The organism is Streptomyces sp. NPDC047974 (assembly GCF_040653375.1).
In the GTDB taxonomy this organism is placed as follows: domain Bacteria; phylum Actinomycetota; class Actinomycetes; order Streptomycetales; family Streptomycetaceae; genus Streptomyces.
This window is the reverse complement of sequence record NZ_JBEZNU010000024.1, coordinates 39,428-56,555: the sequence shown is the minus strand read 5'-3', so window position 1 is coordinate 56,555 and position 17,128 is coordinate 39,428. Positions and strand designations below refer to the sequence as shown.

The following is a 17,128-nucleotide window of genomic DNA, read 5'->3' as shown; positions in this document are numbered from 1 at the left end:
CGCGGCCTCGTCAGGGAGGCAACCCCACATGAACGCAATGACTCGTCGCGTCGTCATAGGCTCGGCCGCGGTCTCGATGGCCCTCGCGCTCTCCGCCTGCGGCCAGGCCGGCGGTGGTGACAGCGAGGAGAAGGGCAGCTCGACCAAGATCGGTCTGCTCCTCCCGGAGAACAAGACCGCGCGGTACGAGTCGCTGGACAAGCCGCAGTTCGAGAAGGCCGTCAAGGCCGCCTGCGGCGACTGCGAGGTCGTCTACAACAACGCCGTCTCCGACGTCGTGAAGCAGAAGCAGCAGTTCGACCAGCTCATCGCCGACGGCGTGAAGGTCATCGCGCTCGACCCGGTCGACTCCGCCAAGGCCGCCGCCTGGGTCAAGGAGGCGCAGGGCAAGGGCGTCAAGGTCGTCGCGTACGACCGCGCGATCGAGGGCGCCGACGCCTACGTCAGCCACGACAACAACAAGGTCGGCGAGCTCCAGGGCCAGGCCCTGCTCACGGCCCTCGGCGACAAGGCCGCCACCGCCCAGATCGTCATGATCAACGGCGACGAGAAGGACCCGAACGCCGGTCTCTTCAAGAAGGGCGCCCACACCGCGCTCGACGGCAAGGTCGGCAAGATCGCCTACGAGGCCTCCGGCGAGTGGGACCCGAAGGTCGCGGGCGAGAAGATGGCCGCCGCCATCTCCTCCCTCGGCAAGGACAAGATCGGCGCCGTCTACTCCGCCAACGACGGCATGGCGGGCGGCATCGTCACCTCCCTGGAGAACGCCGGCATCAAGGGCATCCCGGTCGGCGGCCAGGACGCCGAGGTCGCGGGCATCCAGCGCATCGTCGCCGGCACCCAGACCTTCACCATCTACAAGAGCCCGCTGCAGCTGGCCCCCGAGGCCGCCAAGTTCTCGGTCAACCTGCTCAAGGGCCAGGACCTCGGCGCCCAGGGCGAGACCGACGGCGTGAAGTCCACCCTCTTCGCCCCGGTGGTCGTCGACAAGACCAACATCCAGTCCACGGTGATCAAGGACGGCATCTACGCCGCCGCCGACATCTGCTCCGCGGACCTCGCCGCCAAGTGCGCCGAGCTGGGCATCAAGTAAGCCCCCGAGGGCCTGCCCGCCAGGGCAGGCGCCGGGGCCCGGACCTCCCGGGCCCCGCACCCTCCCTGCCGGACCGTCAGCCCCGGCAGGACGCGGCAGGCGCCCGTCCCCGCGACGCGGCCGCCGCCGCCCCCAGACCCGTCCGGCCCCGGCCGACCCAGACCCCGCTGTCGGTCCGGGGCCGGACGAGCACAGCCCCCCTCGAACTCGGCGCCGCCGTACGGCGCGACATGCCGCCGCCCTCCGCACGGGCGGCGAAGGAGTTGGTTCACGTGTCCCAGACGCCTGTCCTGGCGTTGCGCGGGATCTTCAAGCGATTCGGAGCGGTCCAGGTCCTCTCCGGTGTCGACCTCGAAGTCCACGCGGGCGAAGTCGTCGCCCTGGTCGGCGACAACGGCGCCGGAAAGTCCACGCTGGTCAAGACGATCGCCGGCGTCCACCCCATCGACGAGGGCGTCATCGAGTGGGAGGGCAGCCCGGTCGGGATCTCCCGCCCGCAGGACTCGCAGGCCCTCGGCGTGGCCACCGTCTACCAGGACCTCGCCCTGTGCGACAACCTCGACGTCGTCGCCAACCTCTTCCTCGGCCGCGAGCTCAAGAAGGGCGGCGTCCTCGACGAGGTCGCCATGGAGAAGCGCGCCAAGGACCTCCTGTCCACCCTCTCCATCCGGATCCCCAGCGTCCGCATCCCCGTCGCCGCCCTCTCCGGAGGTCAGCGGCAGGTCGTCGCCATCGCCCGCGCCCTGGTCGGCGACCCCAAGATCGTGATCCTGGACGAGCCCACCGCCGCCCTCGGCGTCGAGCAGACCGCCCAGGTCCTCGACCTCGTCGAGCGGCTGCGCGAGCAGGGCCTCGGCGTCATCCTCATCAGCCACAACATGGCCGACGTGAAGGCCGTCGCCGACACCGTCGCCGTGCTGCGCCTCGGCCGCAACAACGGCACCTTCCCGGTCGCCACCACCACGCACGAAGAGATCATCGCCGCGATCACCGGCGCCACGGACAACGCCGTGACCCGTCGGCAGGCCCGCACCGCGGAGGCAGCCCAGTGAGCACGACCCCCCAGGCCACCGAGAAGGCCGAGGTCCCCGAGCCCCGCACCCCCGAGGCCGCCGCGATCCCCGCCGTCGACCCCCGCCTCCTCGTCCGCGAGCAGGGCCTCAAGGGCTACGTCGACGAGTTCAAGCGCAAGATCCGCTCCGGCGAGATCGGCTCCCTCCCGGTCGTCGTCGGCCTCATCGTCATCGGCATCGTCTTCCAGGCGCTGACCGGCAACTTCATCACCTCGTACAACCTCGACCAGATCACGCTGTACGCGGCCGGCCCCGGCATCATGGCCGTCGGCATCGTCTTCGTGCTCCTGCTCGGCGAGATCGACCTCGCCGTCGGCTCCGTCGCCGGCCTCGCGGGCTCCGTCTGGGGCGTCCTCGCCACCGACATGCCGGACTCCCTCGCGATCCTCCTCGGCATCCTCTCCGGCACCCTGCTCGGCGCCTTCCACGGCCTGGTCTTCGCCAAGATCGGCGTGCCCGCCTTCGTCGTCACCCTCGCCGGCTTCCTCGGCTGGGCCGGCCTGCAGACCTGGGTGATGGGCGAGCGGTCCACCATCCCGACCCCCATCGGCAGCTTCGTCGGCGACCTCACCAAGTACTACTTCTCCGACGTCGCCGCCGCCTACGGCCTCGCCGCCGTGGTGATCGCCGCCTTCTACCTCGCCCAGCTGCGCGACTCCGCCCGCCGCAAGGCCGCCGAGCTCCCGCACCGCCCGCACAGCGAGATCCTGCTGCGCACCGGCGTCCTCGCGGTCCTCGTCCTGGTCGCCGCGTACGGCTTCAACCAGGAGAAGGGCCTCCCGCTCTCCCTGGTGATCTTCCTGGTGATCCTGCTGGTCACCGACTTCGTGCTGCGCCGCACCACCTACGGCCGGCAGGTCTTCGCGGTCGGCGGCGGCATCGAGGCGGCCCGCCGGGCCGGCATCAACGTCGCCTGGATCCGGATCTCCGTCTTCATGATCTCCGGCACGCTCGGTGCCATCGGCGGCCTCTTCCTCGCCTCCGCCACCGGCGGCGCCGACCGCTCCCTCGGCGGCGGCAACCAGCTCATGATGTGCATCGCCGCGGCGGTCATCGGCGGCACCTCGCTCTTCGGCGGCCGCGGCAAGGTCTGGTCGGCGCTCCTGGGCATCCTGGTGCTCCAGTCGATCGTCCAGGGCCTCAACCAGCTCAACCTGGAGTCCAACGCGATCCAGTACATGATCACCGGCGCGGTGCTGCTCATCGCGGTGATCATCGACTCCGTCTCCCGCAAGACCCAGAAGTCCGCGGGACGCGCCTGACGCGCCCGGCGCGCCGCCCCGAGGGGCGCGCCTGAGGCACGGGCCACATCCGCCCGGCACCGGGAAACCGGTGCCGGGCACCGTCGCGTCCGGAGCAGTACATCCCCCATGAGGGTGATGCCGCTCCGGCTGGCCCGATGCCCACGATCCAAGACGGAACATTAGACTCGGCAAAATCGGCAAGCTCGACCAGCTCAGAACGCAAGGAGGCACGGGTGGCCCTGCTGACCCGTATCAGGACACCGCGCGACCTGGACCGGCTCTCCCCGGAACAGCTGGACCAGCTGGCCGCGGAGGTCCGGACCTTCCTCGTCGACGCCGTCTCCAAGACCGGTGGACACCTCGGCCCCAACCTCGGTGTGGTCGAACTGACCATCGCCCTGCACCGGGTCTTCGACTCCCCGAAGGACAAGGTCCTCTGGGACACCGGCCACCAGAGCTACGTGCACAAGCTGCTCACCGGCCGCCAGGACTTCTCGAAGCTCAAGATGAAGGGCGGCCTCTCCGGCTACCCCTCGCAGGCCGAGTCCGAGCACGACGTCATCGAGAACTCGCACGCCTCGACCGTCCTCGGCTGGGCCGACGGCCTCGCCAAGGCGAACCAGGTCCTCAAGAAGGACGACCACGTCGTCGCCGTCATCGGCGACGGCGCGCTCACCGGCGGCATGGCCTGGGAGGCGCTCAACAACATCGCCGCCGCGAAGGACCGCCCGCTCGTCATCGTCGTCAACGACAACGAGCGCTCCTACGCGCCCACCATCGGCGGCCTCGCCAACCACCTGGCCACCCTGCGCACCACGGACGGCTACGAGCGCTTCCTCGCCCGCGGCAAGGACATCCTGGAGCGCACCCCGGTCGTCGGGAAGCCGCTGTACGAGACCCTGCACGGCGCCAAGAAGGGCCTCAAGGACTTCATCGCCCCCCAGGGCATGTTCGAGGACCTGGGCCTGAAGTACGTCGGCCCGATCGACGGCCACGACATCGAGGCCCTGGAGTCCGCGCTCACCCGTGCCAAGCGCTTCGGCGGCCCGGTGATCGTCCACTGCCTCACCGAGAAGGGCCGCGGCTACCAGCCGGCCCTCCAGGACGAGGCCGACCGCTTCCACGCCGTCGGCAAGATCCACCCCGACACCGGTCTGCCCATCGCCTCCTCCGGCGCCGACTGGACCAGCGTCTTCGGCGAGGAGATGGTCGCGCTCGGCAAGGAGCGCGAGGACATCGTCGCGATCACCGCGGCCATGCTCCAGCCCGTCGGGCTCGACAAGTTCGCGAAGGCCTTCCCCGAGCGGGTCTTCGACGTCGGCATCGCCGAGCAGCACGGCGCGGTCTCCGCGGCGGGCCTCGCCACCGGCGGCCTCCACCCGGTCTTCGCCGTCTACGCGACCTTCCTCAACCGCGCCTTCGACCAGGTCCTGATGGACGTGGCCCTGCACCGGTGCGGCGTCACCTTCGTCCTCGACCGGGCCGGTGTCACCGGCACCGACGGCGCCTCCCACAACGGCATGTGGGACATGTCGATCCTGCAGGTCGTGCCCGGCCTGCGGCTCGCCGCCCCGCGCGACGCCGACCAGGTCCGCGCGCAGCTGAGGGAGGCCGTCGAGGTCACCGACGCGCCCACCGTGGTCCGCTTCTCCAAGGGCGCGGTCGGCCCCGCCGTCCCGGCCCTGCGGCGGGTCGGCGGCATGGACGTGCTCCGCGAGCCCGGCAGCGACACGCCGGACGTCCTCCTGGTCTCCGTGGGCGCCCTGGCGCCCATGTGCCTGGAGGTCGCCGACCTCCTGGACCGGCACGGCATCTCCACCACCGTGGTCGACCCCCGCTGGGTCAAGCCGGTCGACGAGGCCCTCGCGCCGCTCGCCGCCGAGCACCGGGTCGTCGTCACCGTCGAGGACAACAGCCGGGTCGGCGGCGTCGGCTCGGCCGTCGCCCAGGCGCTGCGCGACGCGGGCGTCGACGTACCGCTGCGTGACTTCGGCATCCCGCCGGTCTTCCTCGACCACGCCTCCCGCGGCGAGGTCCTGGCCGAGATCGGCCTGACCGCGCCGGACATCGCGCGCCAGGTCACCGGTCTGGTCTCGCGCCTGGACGGACGGTACGAGGCGCCCCGGCAGGCCGTGGAGCCCGCCCGCGACTGACCCCCCCTCCTCCCGGAGGTCCCGGAGGCGGTCACTCCGCGTCACCATTGGGCCGGTCGGTTCACCCTCCCGGGTGCCGACCGGCCCTTTCGCGTGCATCCTGGCTTCACCGCGGGCAGCGTCCCCTCGACCCCCGTCCGCGGGGCCACGAGACCCGACGTCACGCACGACGCGGAGGTACGACGGTGAGCACGGACCAACGCCCCCCACGGGCCAACTCCGGAATTTTCCGGACGAAGTCGGTCGAACAGTCCATCAGGGACACGGAGGAGCCGGAGCACGGACTCCGGAAGTCCCTCTCCGCCTGGGACCTCACGGTCTTCGGCGTCGGCGTCATCATCGGCACCGGCATCTTCGTGCTGACCGGCAAGGTCGCCAAGGAGAACGCCGGCCCGGCCACCGCCCTCGCCTTCGTCGCGGCCGGCATCGTCTGCGCCCTGGCCGCCCTCTGCTACGCCGAGTTCGCGTCCACGGTGCCCGTGGCGGGATCCGCGTACACCTTCGCGTACGCCTCCATCGGCGAGCTGCCGGCCTGGATCATCGGCTGGGACCTGGTCCTGGAGTTCGCGCTCGGCACGGCGGTGGTGGCGGTCGGCTGGTCCGGCTACGTCCGCTCGCTGATGGACAACATCGGCTGGCACCTACCGGCCTCGCTCGAAGGCCCGGACGCGCCGGGCGGCACCTTCGACATCCTCGCCTTCCTGCTCGTCCTGGTCCTCACCGCGATCCTGGTCATCGGCATGAAGCTCTCCGCCCGGATCACCGCCGTCGTGGTGGCGATCAAGGTCACGGTCGTCATGATCGTGATCGTCGCGGGCCTCTTCTTCATCGTCGGCGACAACTACTCGCCGTTCATCCCGCCCGCCGTGACCCCGGAGGGCGGCGGCTCCAACTGGGACTCCCCGCTCGTCCAGCTCCTCTTCGGCTACGAGCCCACCAACTTCGGCGTCATGGGCATCTTCACGGCCGCCTCCATCGTCTTCTTCGCCTTCATCGGCTTCGACGTGGTCGCCACCGCCGCCGAGGAGACCAAGCTGCCCCAGCGCGACATGCCCCGCGGCATCCTCGGCTCGCTGCTCATCTGCACGGTGCTGTACGTGGCGGTCGCCCTGGTCGTGACCGGCATGCAGCACTACACCGAGCTGTCCGTGAGCGCCCCGCTCGCCGACGCGTTCAAGGCCGCAGGGCATCCCTTCTTCGCGGGCGTGATCAGTTTCGGCGCCGCCGTCGGCCTCACCACGGTCTGTCTGATCCTGCTGCTCGGCCAGACCCGCGTCTTCTTCGCGATGAGCCGCGACGGGCTGCTGCCCCGCTTCTTCTCGGTCACGCACCCGCGCTTCAAGACCCCGTACCGGCCGACCGTCCTGCTCGGCGTGGTCATCGCGATCGTGGCGGGCTTCACCAGCATCAACGAGCTGGCGACGCTGGTGAACATCGGCACCCTCTTCGCCTTCGTGATGGTCGCCGTCGGCGTCATCATCCTCCGCCGCACCCGTCCCGACCTGCACCGGGCCTTCCGCACCCCGTGGGTGCCGGTCCTCCCGATCATCTCCATCGCCGCCTCGCTCTGGCTGATGCTCAACCTGCCGGGCGAGACCTGGTTCCGCTTCGCGGTCTGGATGGCGCTGGGCATCGTCGTGTACTTCGCCTACGGGCGCGGACACAGCCGGCTCGGGCGGGAGGGCGAGCGGGTCCGTTCCTGAGCGAAGTCGGACGGCGGGGAGTGGCCGTCGGGGCGGGCCGGATACAGTCGGATCCGTATCCGTCCCCACGACCCGGAGTGCTGGATTCCTTCCATGGTGAACCGACCCCAGGCCCCCGCCCCCGCCCACGGCTCCCCGCAGGCCCCGAGAATGCACGGCGACTGGCTGGCCAGGGGCACGGAGGGACGATTCAGCCTGTACGTCCCCCGGGGCGGCGAGGTGGTCCGCTGGACCGAGGACGACGGGCACCGCTTCACCGGCCCGGTCGAGATCGGCGGCGGCGGACTGCTGCCCTTCCTGGCGGTCGCGCAGGGCCCGGACCGGTACGTCCACCTGATCGGCATCCGCCCCACGGCCACCGGCGAGGAGTCGGGGGAGCGGCACGTGGAGCTGGTGCACAGCATCCAGTACCAGACCGGCCGGCCCAACGTGGAGTGGAAGTCCATCGGGCACTCCAACAACCACGCCGAGTGGTTCGGCAACCCGGCCGTGGCCGTGGACGCCCAGGGCCGGCTGCACGTCTTCGTCCGCAATCGCGGCGGCGGCGTCAGCGCGCGCATCCAGAAGGACGCCGGCGGCTGGCACCCCTGGTGGGACCTGCGGGGCGGCCGCTCGGACCAGAACCCGGTGGCCGCGGTCACCGGGAAGGGGCTCGTCGAGCTGTACACCTCCACGGACCGCGGGCTGCGGCGCTACGTCCAGCACGACCCGGGGGCGAAGCCGGTCGCGGAGGACCTGGTGCCGACCGCGGTGGTCCAGGGCACGCTCGCGGCCGTGACGGGCCCGTCCGGACACGTGACCGTCTACTACGCGGACGGCCACGGCCGGGTCTGCCTCTGGTCGCCGGGCCGGGGCCTGGCGCCGACGCCCGTCGCCCAGGCGGTCGGCGCCGGTCCGCTGACGGCCACCCCCTGCCTGATCGACGGGTACGAGTGCACCCTCGTCGCCCAGTGCGACGCGTCGGGTGTCACCTCGCTCGGGGCCTTCATGGCGGAGCGCGAGGACATGGGCCTGTACTGGAGCCCCTCGGGCCCGCCGCTGGCGGCCCCGCCCACCCTGACGACCGGCCTCGACGGCGGGGTGGCCCTCGCCGCCCTGACGCCCGACGGGGGCGTGGTCGTCACCCGGCAGAAGCCCGAGGAGCAGGGTCTCGCCCTGACGCCCTGGACCCGCCTGTAGACGGACCGGTGCCCCGGCCCCCTCTCGTGAGGGGCCCGGGGCACCGGTGTGTCCGGGGGAGGGGCGGGCGGGTCAGCCGCCCGTCGCGGGGGACTTCTTCGCGGCGGCCGGGATCTCCGCGTCCTCGCGGATCGCCTTCCACAGCTGGGAGGCGTTGGGCTCGTAGGCGACCACGCGGTTGGGGTCGATCTTGTCGTAGGCGACCGGCAGCATGATCGTCTCCATGTTCTGCGGGTCGACGCCGTTGAGGCTGCGGCCGAAGTCGCCGAGCGCCGTGAGCGAGGCGAGCTCGGAGTCGGTGGTGAGCGCCTTGGTCGCCGAGTCGGCGATCTTGTAGGACTTCGCGGGGCTGCTCAGCAGGTCCTGGTTCTTCACCTCGGTGAGCAGCGCCGTGAGGAACTGCTGCTGGAGGGAGATGCGGCCCAGGTCGGAGCCGTCGCCGACGCCGTGGCGGGTGCGGACGAAGGCGAGGGACTGGGTGCCGTCGAGCTTCTGCCGGCCGGCTTCGAGGTGGAGGCCGGACTGCTTGTCGTCGATCGGCTCCTTCACGTCGACGGTGACGCCGCCGATGGTGTCGACCAGGTCCTTGAAGCCGGCGAAGTCGATCTCCATGAAGTGGTCGAGGCGGACGCCGGACATCGCCTCCACGGTCTTGGCGACGCAGGCGGGGCCGTACTGCGCGTACACGGAGTTGAACATCACACGCTTCTTGGAGGGGGCGGTGGCGCCGTCGCGGCCCGTGCACTCGGGCCGGGTGACCAGGGTGTCGCGGGGGATGCTGACGGCGACGGCCTCGGTGCGGCCCTCGGGTATGTGCACCACGAGCGTGGTGTCGGAGCGGCCGCCGCCGACCGCACCGCCGGCCAGGTCCCCGTTGTCGCCGGCGCGCGAGTCCGAGCCCAGGACCAGCAGGTTCTGCCCGCTGGTGGGGAGCTTCTCCGGCCGGTCGTCGCCGAGCGCCTTGTCGATGTCGACGGCCTTGATGTTGCCGTCGATGCTGCTGTACATCCAGTACAGCCCGCCGCCCGCGGCGAGGAGCAGGACCAGGAAGGTGATCAGGACGATGCGGCCTGTCCTGCGGCGCTTGCGGGGTGCCTTGCGGGAACGCGTGGCTGTGTCGGTCATGTGTGCGCGAGTCCAATGCTCGTGGGCCCAGTGCGGGCAGACGTGGGGACTCGGGTGGGGGGAAGGCCGGTCCACAGGATCAACAGGCTGACCCCGCACTATAGACAAATGTTTCGATCACGGGACGGGACGCTTATCACTCAAGATTGGTTCCCACCCGAACAGAAACAGACCTTAAAGTATGTGTAGCGTGAGAAGTCTGTGAACTCGGGGACGTCTCTCGGGGGCGGTTCGACCGCCCCCGTCGGACAGGGGGGTGGGCAGCGAGCGGGCGCGGCAGGGGAGGGCCGCCGCCGGCTGGGCGCGGATCGGTGCGACGGAGCCCGATCGGCCCGATCACGTCGATCCATCAGCAGTGTTTTTCCCGTGGCGTGCCACGGGACGGTCCGGTGCGCCGGACCGCTCGGCAGGAGCAGGGAGGGGAGGGGCGGATGACCGCGCCCGTGCACACGGCACCGACCGTGGACGGCCTCGTGAGCGGGGACCGCGCCGTCGTACCGCAGGAGCCGCCGCGCATGATGCCGGTCGGCGACGCGGGCGAGTGGGCGTACGTCCATGAGCAGGCCCGTCCGCTCGCCGCCCGCGAGATGAACCGGGTGGCCGTCGCCGAGCTCCTGGACCACCTCGGGGTCGACTACTTCGCGGTCCGCGGCACCTCCGACCACGGCACCGTCGTCGCGGTGGCCGAGGAGGACCGCGAGCGGGTGCTCGGCGGCCTCTTCCAGCACCTGGGCGAGTACCCGGGCCACCTCACCGTGTACCGCCGCGAGCCCGCCAGGCCCACGGGCCCGCTGCCCGCCAAGGACCCCCGTGCCTGGCGGGACGTGCGCGCCGCCGTCGCCATCCGGATCAGCTGGCTCCAGACCGACCCGGGCGGCCACCTCGTCCTCGGCCACGAGTACGGCGCCACGATCGAGTTCTGGACCCGCCAGGGCGACCGTCTCCTCGCTCCCCGCCCCAACCGCACCACCTGGTCCGTCGCCGCCCACGGCGTCCGGGTCGGCGGCGCCGCCCGGCTGTTCAGCCGCTTCGTCTCCGACCACACCCCGGAGGACGACGCCCCGCCCCTGTTCACCAGGCCGGAGTTCCTCGTGCCCTCCGCCGAGGACATCTCCTTCCCCGTCGACGCCGTCTACACCTGGGTCGACGGCCAGGACCCCGCCTGGGCCCGCCGCAAGGCCGCCGCGAAGGGCGAGGCGTACCACGCCGAGTCGGCGAGCGACGCCCGCTTCATCAGCCGCGACGAGCTCCGCTACTCGGTCAGGTCGCTGCACCTCTTCGCGCCCTGGATCCGCACGGTCTACATCGTCACCGACGACCAGGTCCCGCCGTGGCTGCGCGAGGACCTGCCCGGCATCCGCGTCGTCAGCCACCGCGAGGTCTTCCGGAACCCGGCCGACCTGCCGACGTTCAACTCGCACTCCATCGAGAGCCAGCTGCACCACATCGACGGCCTCGCCGAGCACTTCCTCTACTTCAACGACGACATGTTCATCGGCCGGCCGGTGGCGCCCCACGCCTTCTTCACCCCCACCGGCACCGCCCGCTACTTCCCGTCCAGGAACCGCATCCCGCAGGGCCCGGTCGTCGAGACCGACTCCCCCGTCGACGCGGCCTGCAAGAACAACCGCGCGCTGCTGCGCGCCCGCTTCGGCCGGGTCATCACCCAGCCCATGGAGCACATCCCGTACGCCCTGCGGCGCAGCGCCATGGACGAGGCGGAGGCCGAGTTCCCCGAGGCCTGGGCCCGCACCTCCGCCAGCCGCTTCCGGGCGATGACGGACCTCTCGCCGACCTCGTCCTTCGCGCTGTACTACGCGGCCCTCACCGGCCGCGCGCAGCCGGGCTCGATGCCCTTCACCTACCTCCAGCTGGCCGTCCCGGACCTCGCCGACCGGCTCCAGCGGCTGCTCGACGGCCGCGACCAGGACTCCTTCTGCCTCAACGACGCCTTCTCCACCCCGGAGGACCTGGAGGCGCAGCAGGAACTCCTCGACGGCTTCCTCAACGCCTACTTCCCGACCCCCAGCCCCTACGAACGGTGAACAGGAGCCGTCGTCATGTCTGAACCGGGGTCCATGGGCTCGGCCGCGAGCATCTACAAGAACTACGTCCCGCAGCCGCTGCGCGCCGCCGCCGCCACCAGCGTGCCGCCGAGGGTCCGCCGCAAGGTGAAGTCCCAGCTCGCGCGCACCCTCGCCGAGCGCGAGTCCCGGCTGCACCGGCGCAGCCTCAGGCAGCTGCGGGACGCCGGCCTCGCCTCGCGGCCCGAGGGCCGCGTCACGGACGCGGAGGGGCGCGTCGTCCACGTCCACGCCGGACTGACGGCCGACCTCGCCCGCCGCATCGACCACGACCTGGTGACGTCCGCCCTCGACATGGCGGGCATCCCCTGGTTCGCGGTCCCCGCGCTGGACGACCGCCGTACCGCCCTCGCCGTGCCGAAGGAGCACAAGCCCGCCGTACGCCGGGTGCTGCGCGCCGTCCTGGAGGAGCAGACCGGCTACGTCTGCTCGGTGTCCCCCGCGGACCCCTCGGGCCTGAACATGCCCGGAAGCCACCTGAAGGCGTGGAAGTCGTACGCCAAGGCCCGGGTCATCCGCCTTGTCTGGCTGCGCACCGACCCCACCGGCTCCCTGCCGGTCGGTGAGGACCAGGGCGTCGAGATCGAGTTCTGGTCCGTCAACAACGACCTGCCCACGGCCCGGCTCGTCGGCCCCCGCCCCAACCGGGTGCAGCGGGTCGTGCCCGTCGGCGCCGCCACCATGGAGGCGGAGCACCACCGGCTCACCGGCTACAGCGACCTCGTCCCGTCCGGCGAGCCGACCCGGATACCCGAGGCCTTCGACATCGTCCGGGTCGAGGAGATCACCTTCCCCGTCGACGCCGTCGTCCTGCTGCAGCACACCGGCGACTGGGCGGAGGCGCTGCTGCGGGCCACCCTGCGCTCGCTGCACCAGTACGCCCCCTGGATCCGCCACGTCCACGTCGTCGCCTCGGCCCCGCTGCCCGAGTGGGTCCTCCCCGGTGACCGGCTGTCGCCCTACGGCGGGGCCCCGGACGCCGAGACCCGGCTGCACGAACTGCCCGACCTCGCCGAGCACTTCCTGCTCTTCCGGCCCGGCGCGGTCCTCGCCCGCCCGGTCCGCTCCTTCGACTTCTTCACCCCGCTGGGCGGCACGCGGCCGCGCCGCGGACCGTGGACCGCCGCCGAGGCGGCGGCCCCCTGGACCAGCACCGCCTTCGCCTTCACCACCCGCGCCGTCGCCCACGGCTACGGCAGCGGCCCGCAGCCGTACACCCGTCACGTCCTCGCCGCGATCGACCAGGGCTACGACCGGGACGGCAGCCTCCTCGACACCCAGCGGACCCCCGCGCTCCCCGGCACCCACCCGCTCGACGGGCTGGTCCACCACTCGGCCCGCTGCGCCGGCGTCGCGGACCCCTCCGGCGAGACGACCGTCGCCCTGCACGCCGCCATGCCCGGCCTCGGGCGCTGGCTCGACCGGCTCCTGGTCCGCCGGGACGCCCAGCAGTTCCACCTCTTCGGCCTCGACACCGCCGAGGCGCGGGGCCAGGGCGGCACGGCGACCGCCGTACGCTTCCTCCGCCGCTACTTCCCGGTCGCGAGCCCCTTCGAGGAGCCCGCGGGCGCGGAGGGGGACTCCGGCGCATGACCACGCTCAACCCCGAGGCGTCCGCCGCCGTCGGGATCTACCGCGCCCTGCTGCCCACCTCGCTGCGCCGCGCCATCGCCCGCCGGGTGCCGATGGGCCTGCGCACGCTGGTGAAGCGCCTGCTCCGGAGGATCCAGCAGGGCCTCGGCCTGTTCCGCTCGCTGCGGGCCCGCAGCGCCCGGCGCCGCTGGCCCCACCTCTTCACCGGCGGGGAGCGGCTCGCCACCCTCGTCGACCAGGGCGCGCTCATCGCCCTCGTCCGGCCCACCGCCTCGCCGCTCGGGCTGCGCGAGGCCAATCTCGAACTCGTCGCCTCGGCGCTCGACGCCGCCGGCGTCGACCACTTCGCCGTCCGGGGCGGTTCCGAGTTCCGCGCCTGCGTCGCCGTCTCCGCGGCCGACCGCGAGCGGGTCCGCGAGGCACTCGTCCGCGCCGGGGAGCAGACCCCGGTGTACGTGACCCGGTGGCTCGGCGGCGAGTCCCACGGCCGGCCCGCCCTCGCCGGCGACCGCCGGGGCCGGAAGGCGACCGCCGGTGCCTCGGCGATCCGGGTCGGCATGGTCTGGCGCGACCCGGGCGGCACCCTTCCGCTCGGCCTGGAGTACGGCTGCGACGTCGAGTTCTGGCGGCCCGAGGACGGCCGTCTCGTCGCACCCCGGCCCAACCGCGTCACCGAGGACGTCGCGGCCGGCGCGCCCCGCGTCGACGTGCCCATCAGCCGGCTCACCGGCTTCGCCGCCCTCCACGGCCGCCGCACCCGTACCGTCCGCACCATCGAGCCGTGCGCCGTCCCGCTGCCCGAGGACGTCCTCTTCCCCGTGGACGCCGTCTACACCTGGGTGGACGGCGACGACCCGGCCTGGCGCGAGCGCCGGGCCCGGTACGGCGACACCGGCTACCACGCCGAGTCCGCCAACGCCGCCCGCTACATCAGCCGCGACGAACTGCGGTACTCCCTGCGGTCGCTGGCCCAGAACGCGCCCTGGATACGCCGGATCTACCTGGTCACCGACCGCCAGCGGCCGCACTGGCTCGACCCGGACCACCCGCGCATCCGCGTCGTCGACCACACCGAGATCTTCGACGACCCCTCCGCGCTGCCCACCTTCAACTCGCACGCCATCGAGAGCCGGCTGCACCACATCGACGGCCTCTCCGAGCACTTCCTGTACTTCAACGACGACATGTTCCTCGGCAGCCCCGTCACGCCCCAGGACTTCTTCCTGTCCAACGGCATGACCCGGATCTTCCTGTCGCCGTCGAAGGTGCCGCAGTGGGAACGCTCCTTCGGCGACCGCCCGGTGGACGCGGCGGGCAAGAACAACCGGCGCATCCTGGAGGCCTGCTTCGGCTCCTCGATCGTGCAGAAGATGCGGCACGCCCCCTACCCGCTGCGCCGCAGCGTGCTCCTGGAGATCGAGCAGGCCTTCGCCGACCAGCACCGGGCCACCACCTTCAGCCGGTTCCGCAGCGCCACCGACATCTCCATCCCGTCGTCGCTGTACCACTACTACGCCTACTTCACCGGACGCGCCGTCCCCTCGGACATCCGCTTCGCCTACCTGGACCTCTCCCGCGCCGAGATCGAGCGGCGCTTCGGCATCCTGCTCGCCCGCCGGGACCGGCAGGCGTTCTGCATCAACGACACCCTCTCCGACGGCCAGGACGTGGCCCGGCAGTTCGACCAGCTGGCGCGGTTCCTCCGCGCCTACTACCCGATACCCAGCCCCTTCGAGTGGAAGGAACCTCAGGTCCGGTGAAGGTCTCCTTCCTGATCAACAACATCTACGGCATCGGCGGCACCAACCGAACCGTGATCAACCTCGCCGAGGCGCTCTCCGCCCGCCACGAGGTCGAGATCGTCTCGGTCTTCCGCCGGGCCGGCACCACCAAGTTCGAGATCTCCCCGCAGGTCACCGTGCGCGCCCTGGTCGACCTGCGGGCCGGCTCCGGCGCCGACCGGGGCGCGGACGGGCTCGCCGAGCCGACGTCCGTCGTCCCCCGCCAGGAGGAGTTCTACGCCCAGTACAGCCGGCTCTCCGACGAGCGGATCACCGAGTACCTGCGGAAGACCGACGCCGACGTCGTCATCGGGACCCGGCCGAGCCTGAACCTCTTCGTCGCCCGCTTCACCCGGGACTCCGCGCTGCGGGTCGCCCAGGAGCACATGACCCACCTGGCGATCCCGCCGGCGGTCCGCGAGGAGATGGCCCGGGTCTACCCGAGGCTCGACGCGATCACCACGGTGACCGACGCCGACGCCCGGTCCTTCCGGGAGAACACCCCGATCGACGGCGTGCCGGTCACCGGCATCCCCAACAGCGTGCCCCAGCCCGTCGTCGCCCCCTCCGACGGAACCCGCAAGATCGTCGTCAGCGCCGGCCGCATCCACCCGATCAAGCGGTACGACCTGCTGGTCCGGGCCTTCGGCCAGATCGCCGACGAGTTCCCCGACTGGCAGCTGCGCATCTACGGCGACGGCGCCGACGCGGGCAAGCTCCGCGCCCTCGTCACCGACCTGGGGCTCACCGGCCGCGCCCTGCTCATGGGCGGCTTCTCCCCGATCGAGTCGGAGTGGGCCAAGGGCTCCATCGCGGCCGTGACCTCCAGCGCCGAGTCCTTCGGCATGACGCTGGTCGAGGCCATGCGCTGCGGCCTCCCCGTCGTCTCCACCGACTGCCCCGTCGGCCCCCGGGAGATCCTGCGGGACGGCGAGGACGGCCTCCTCGTGCCCAACGGCGACGTCGACGCGATCGCCGGAGGACTGCGCCGGCTCATGGCCGACGACGCCCTGCGCGCCGCCATGGGCGCGGCCGCCCTGCACAACTCCGCCCGGTACGACCCCGCCGTCGTCGCCGACCGGTACACCGACCTCTTCGAGGAGGCGGCCGAGCGCCGGGCCGGCAGGGACGGCAAGTACCGCGCGCCGAAGCGGAAGCCGCTGCGCCGCGGCCCGGGCAGCGACGCGCCGCCCGCCGCCGTCCGGACCAGCGTGGTGCACACGGTCGCCGACGAGACGGGCCGGCTGCGGCTCACCGTCGACGGCCCCGAGGACGGCCGGCTCCGCTGGAGCTTCCGGCTGCGCCACGCGGCCACCGGCGACGACCGGCAGCCCGACCTGGACCTCGACACCGACCGCGCCCCGCTCCCGACCGGCGCGACCCGCTACACCGCCACCCTGCCCCCGTCCGCCCTGGACCACCTCGGGGACGGCCGCTGGCGGGTCCAGATGGTCTCCGCCAAGGGCGAGTCCGTGCACATGAAGGCGGGCATCCGGGACACCCGCGCCCTCATCACCGCCCGCGCCCGCCTGCTGGCGTACCCCCAGCACAGCCCGGTCCGCTGGAACCTCCCGTACGCCCAGCCGAACGGCAAGCTCATGCTGCGTACCGTCCTGCGCGACGCGCACGTGGAGTGCACCGAGCTCACCGTCACCGACGACTCGGTCACCGCCCGCGGCGTCCTCTGCGCCGGGCGGCCGCTCGCCCCCGGCGCCCGGTTCCTCATGGTGCGCCGCGGTCACCACCGCGACGAGATCGCGGTGCCGGCGCGGCTGCTCGGCTCCCACGAGTTCACCGTCGACATCCCCCTGCGCGAGCTCGTCGACGTGCGCCTGGAGCGCTGGGAGGACTGGGACTGGTGGCTCCAGCCCGACCCCCTGGACCGCCGCCGGCTGCGCGTCTGCCACCTCTTCGAGGACTTCCCGGACGTCAAGGGCTCCTATGCCCACCCGGTCGTCCCGGTGCCCGACGAGGTCTCGCCCTTCGTCGTCGTCCACCCCTCCCGTCCCGTGCGCGTCCGCCCCTACACCTCGGTGTCGGGAGCCATGGCCGTCAACGTGGTCGACCGCTAGCCCCTCCGGACCGGAGCGCATCCCATGG

General features: G+C 72.2%; 11 protein-coding genes. 10 read left to right on the top strand and 1 reads right to left on the bottom strand.

Translation table 11 applies throughout. From position 1 onward, the window contains the following. The first annotated feature begins 28 nt into the window (after positions 1–28). The 6 genes from AB0E19_RS28605 (at position 29) to AB0E19_RS28580 (ending at position 8,445) form a co-directional block, all read left to right on the top strand. Positions 29–1,093 carry a substrate-binding domain-containing protein gene (locus AB0E19_RS28605; protein ID WP_362185072.1) on the top strand — a complete coding sequence of 355 codons (1,065 nt, stop codon included), beginning with the start codon at positions 29–31 and terminating at the stop codon, positions 1,091–1,093. A gap of 272 nt (positions 1,094–1,365) precedes the next feature. Further along, the gene (locus tag AB0E19_RS28600; protein ID WP_362185071.1) at positions 1,366–2,145 is read left to right on the top strand and encodes an ATP-binding cassette domain-containing protein; all 780 of its coding nucleotides are present in this window, start codon (positions 1,366–1,368) and stop codon (positions 2,143–2,145) included. After that, positions 2,142–3,428 (top strand): sugar ABC transporter permease, encoded by a 1,287-nt coding sequence (locus AB0E19_RS28595; RefSeq protein ID WP_362185070.1) that lies wholly within the window; start codon positions 2,142–2,144, stop codon positions 3,426–3,428. Before AB0E19_RS28600 ends, AB0E19_RS28595 begins: the two co-directional genes overlap by 4 nt. A gap of 215 nt (positions 3,429–3,643) precedes the next feature. Further along, complete coding sequence (gene dxs / locus AB0E19_RS28590; RefSeq protein ID WP_362185069.1) at positions 3,644–5,563, top strand: 1-deoxy-D-xylulose-5-phosphate synthase; 1,920 nt, start codon at positions 3,644–3,646, stop codon at positions 5,561–5,563. A gap of 185 nt (positions 5,564–5,748) precedes the next feature. Next, positions 5,749–7,266, top strand: a complete 1,518-nt coding sequence (locus AB0E19_RS28585) for an amino acid permease (protein WP_362185068.1) — start codon at positions 5,749–5,751, stop codon at positions 7,264–7,266. A gap of 93 nt (positions 7,267–7,359) precedes the next feature. Beyond that, positions 7,360–8,445, top strand: a complete 1,086-nt coding sequence (locus tag AB0E19_RS28580) for a hypothetical protein (RefSeq protein ID WP_362185067.1) — start codon at positions 7,360–7,362, stop codon at positions 8,443–8,445. A 72-nt stretch (positions 8,446–8,517) separates the two neighbouring features. Here AB0E19_RS28580 and AB0E19_RS28575 read toward each other — a convergent pair whose 3' ends face one another. Next, positions 8,518–9,570, bottom strand: a complete 1,053-nt coding sequence (locus AB0E19_RS28575; RefSeq protein WP_362185066.1) for an LCP family protein — start codon at positions 9,568–9,570, stop codon at positions 8,518–8,520. A gap of 431 nt (positions 9,571–10,001) precedes the next feature. Here AB0E19_RS28575 and AB0E19_RS28570 point away from each other — a divergent pair, with 431 nt between their 5' ends. From AB0E19_RS28570 to AB0E19_RS28555, 4 genes are read left to right on the top strand one after another with little or no spacing between them, the layout of a single operon-like run. Further along, a complete protein-coding gene (locus AB0E19_RS28570; protein ID WP_362185065.1) occupies positions 10,002–11,615 on the top strand; it encodes a stealth family protein in 1,614 nt (537 codons plus the stop codon). Between the two features lie 15 nt (positions 11,616–11,630). After that, the gene (locus AB0E19_RS28565; RefSeq protein WP_362185064.1) at positions 11,631–13,247 is read left to right on the top strand and encodes a sugar phosphotransferase; all 1,617 of its coding nucleotides are present in this window, start codon (positions 11,631–11,633) and stop codon (positions 13,245–13,247) included. Next, on the top strand, positions 13,244–15,007 hold the full coding sequence (locus AB0E19_RS28560; RefSeq protein WP_362185063.1) for a stealth family protein: 1,764 nt from the start codon (positions 13,244–13,246) through the stop codon (positions 15,005–15,007). Before AB0E19_RS28565 ends, AB0E19_RS28560 begins: the two co-directional genes overlap by 4 nt. Then, entirely contained in the window at positions 15,004–17,100 is a 2,097-nt protein-coding gene (locus AB0E19_RS28555) for a glycosyltransferase family 4 protein (RefSeq protein ID WP_362185062.1), read from the top strand. The genes AB0E19_RS28560 and AB0E19_RS28555 overlap by 4 nt, the downstream gene beginning before the upstream one ends. The last annotated feature ends 28 nt before the right edge of the window (positions 17,101–17,128 follow it).

Bases quoted from the DNA above. Each gene is read 5' to 3' on its own strand.
- AB0E19_RS28605 (WP_362185072.1), top strand. From the start codon at position 29: ATGAACGCAATGACTCGTCGCGTCGTCATAGGCTCGGCCGCGGTCTCG.
- AB0E19_RS28580 (WP_362185067.1), top strand. From the start codon at position 7,360: ATGGTGAACCGACCCCAGGCCCCCGCCCCCGCCCACGGCTCCCCGCAG.
- AB0E19_RS28575 (WP_362185066.1), bottom strand. From the start codon at position 9,570: ATGACCGACACAGCCACGCGTTCCCGCAAGGCACCCCGCAAGCGCCGC.
- AB0E19_RS28570 (WP_362185065.1), top strand. From the start codon at position 10,002: ATGACCGCGCCCGTGCACACGGCACCGACCGTGGACGGCCTCGTGAGC.
- AB0E19_RS28565 (WP_362185064.1), top strand. From the start codon at position 11,631: ATGTCTGAACCGGGGTCCATGGGCTCGGCCGCGAGCATCTACAAGAAC.
- AB0E19_RS28560 (WP_362185063.1), top strand. From the start codon at position 13,244: ATGACCACGCTCAACCCCGAGGCGTCCGCCGCCGTCGGGATCTACCGC.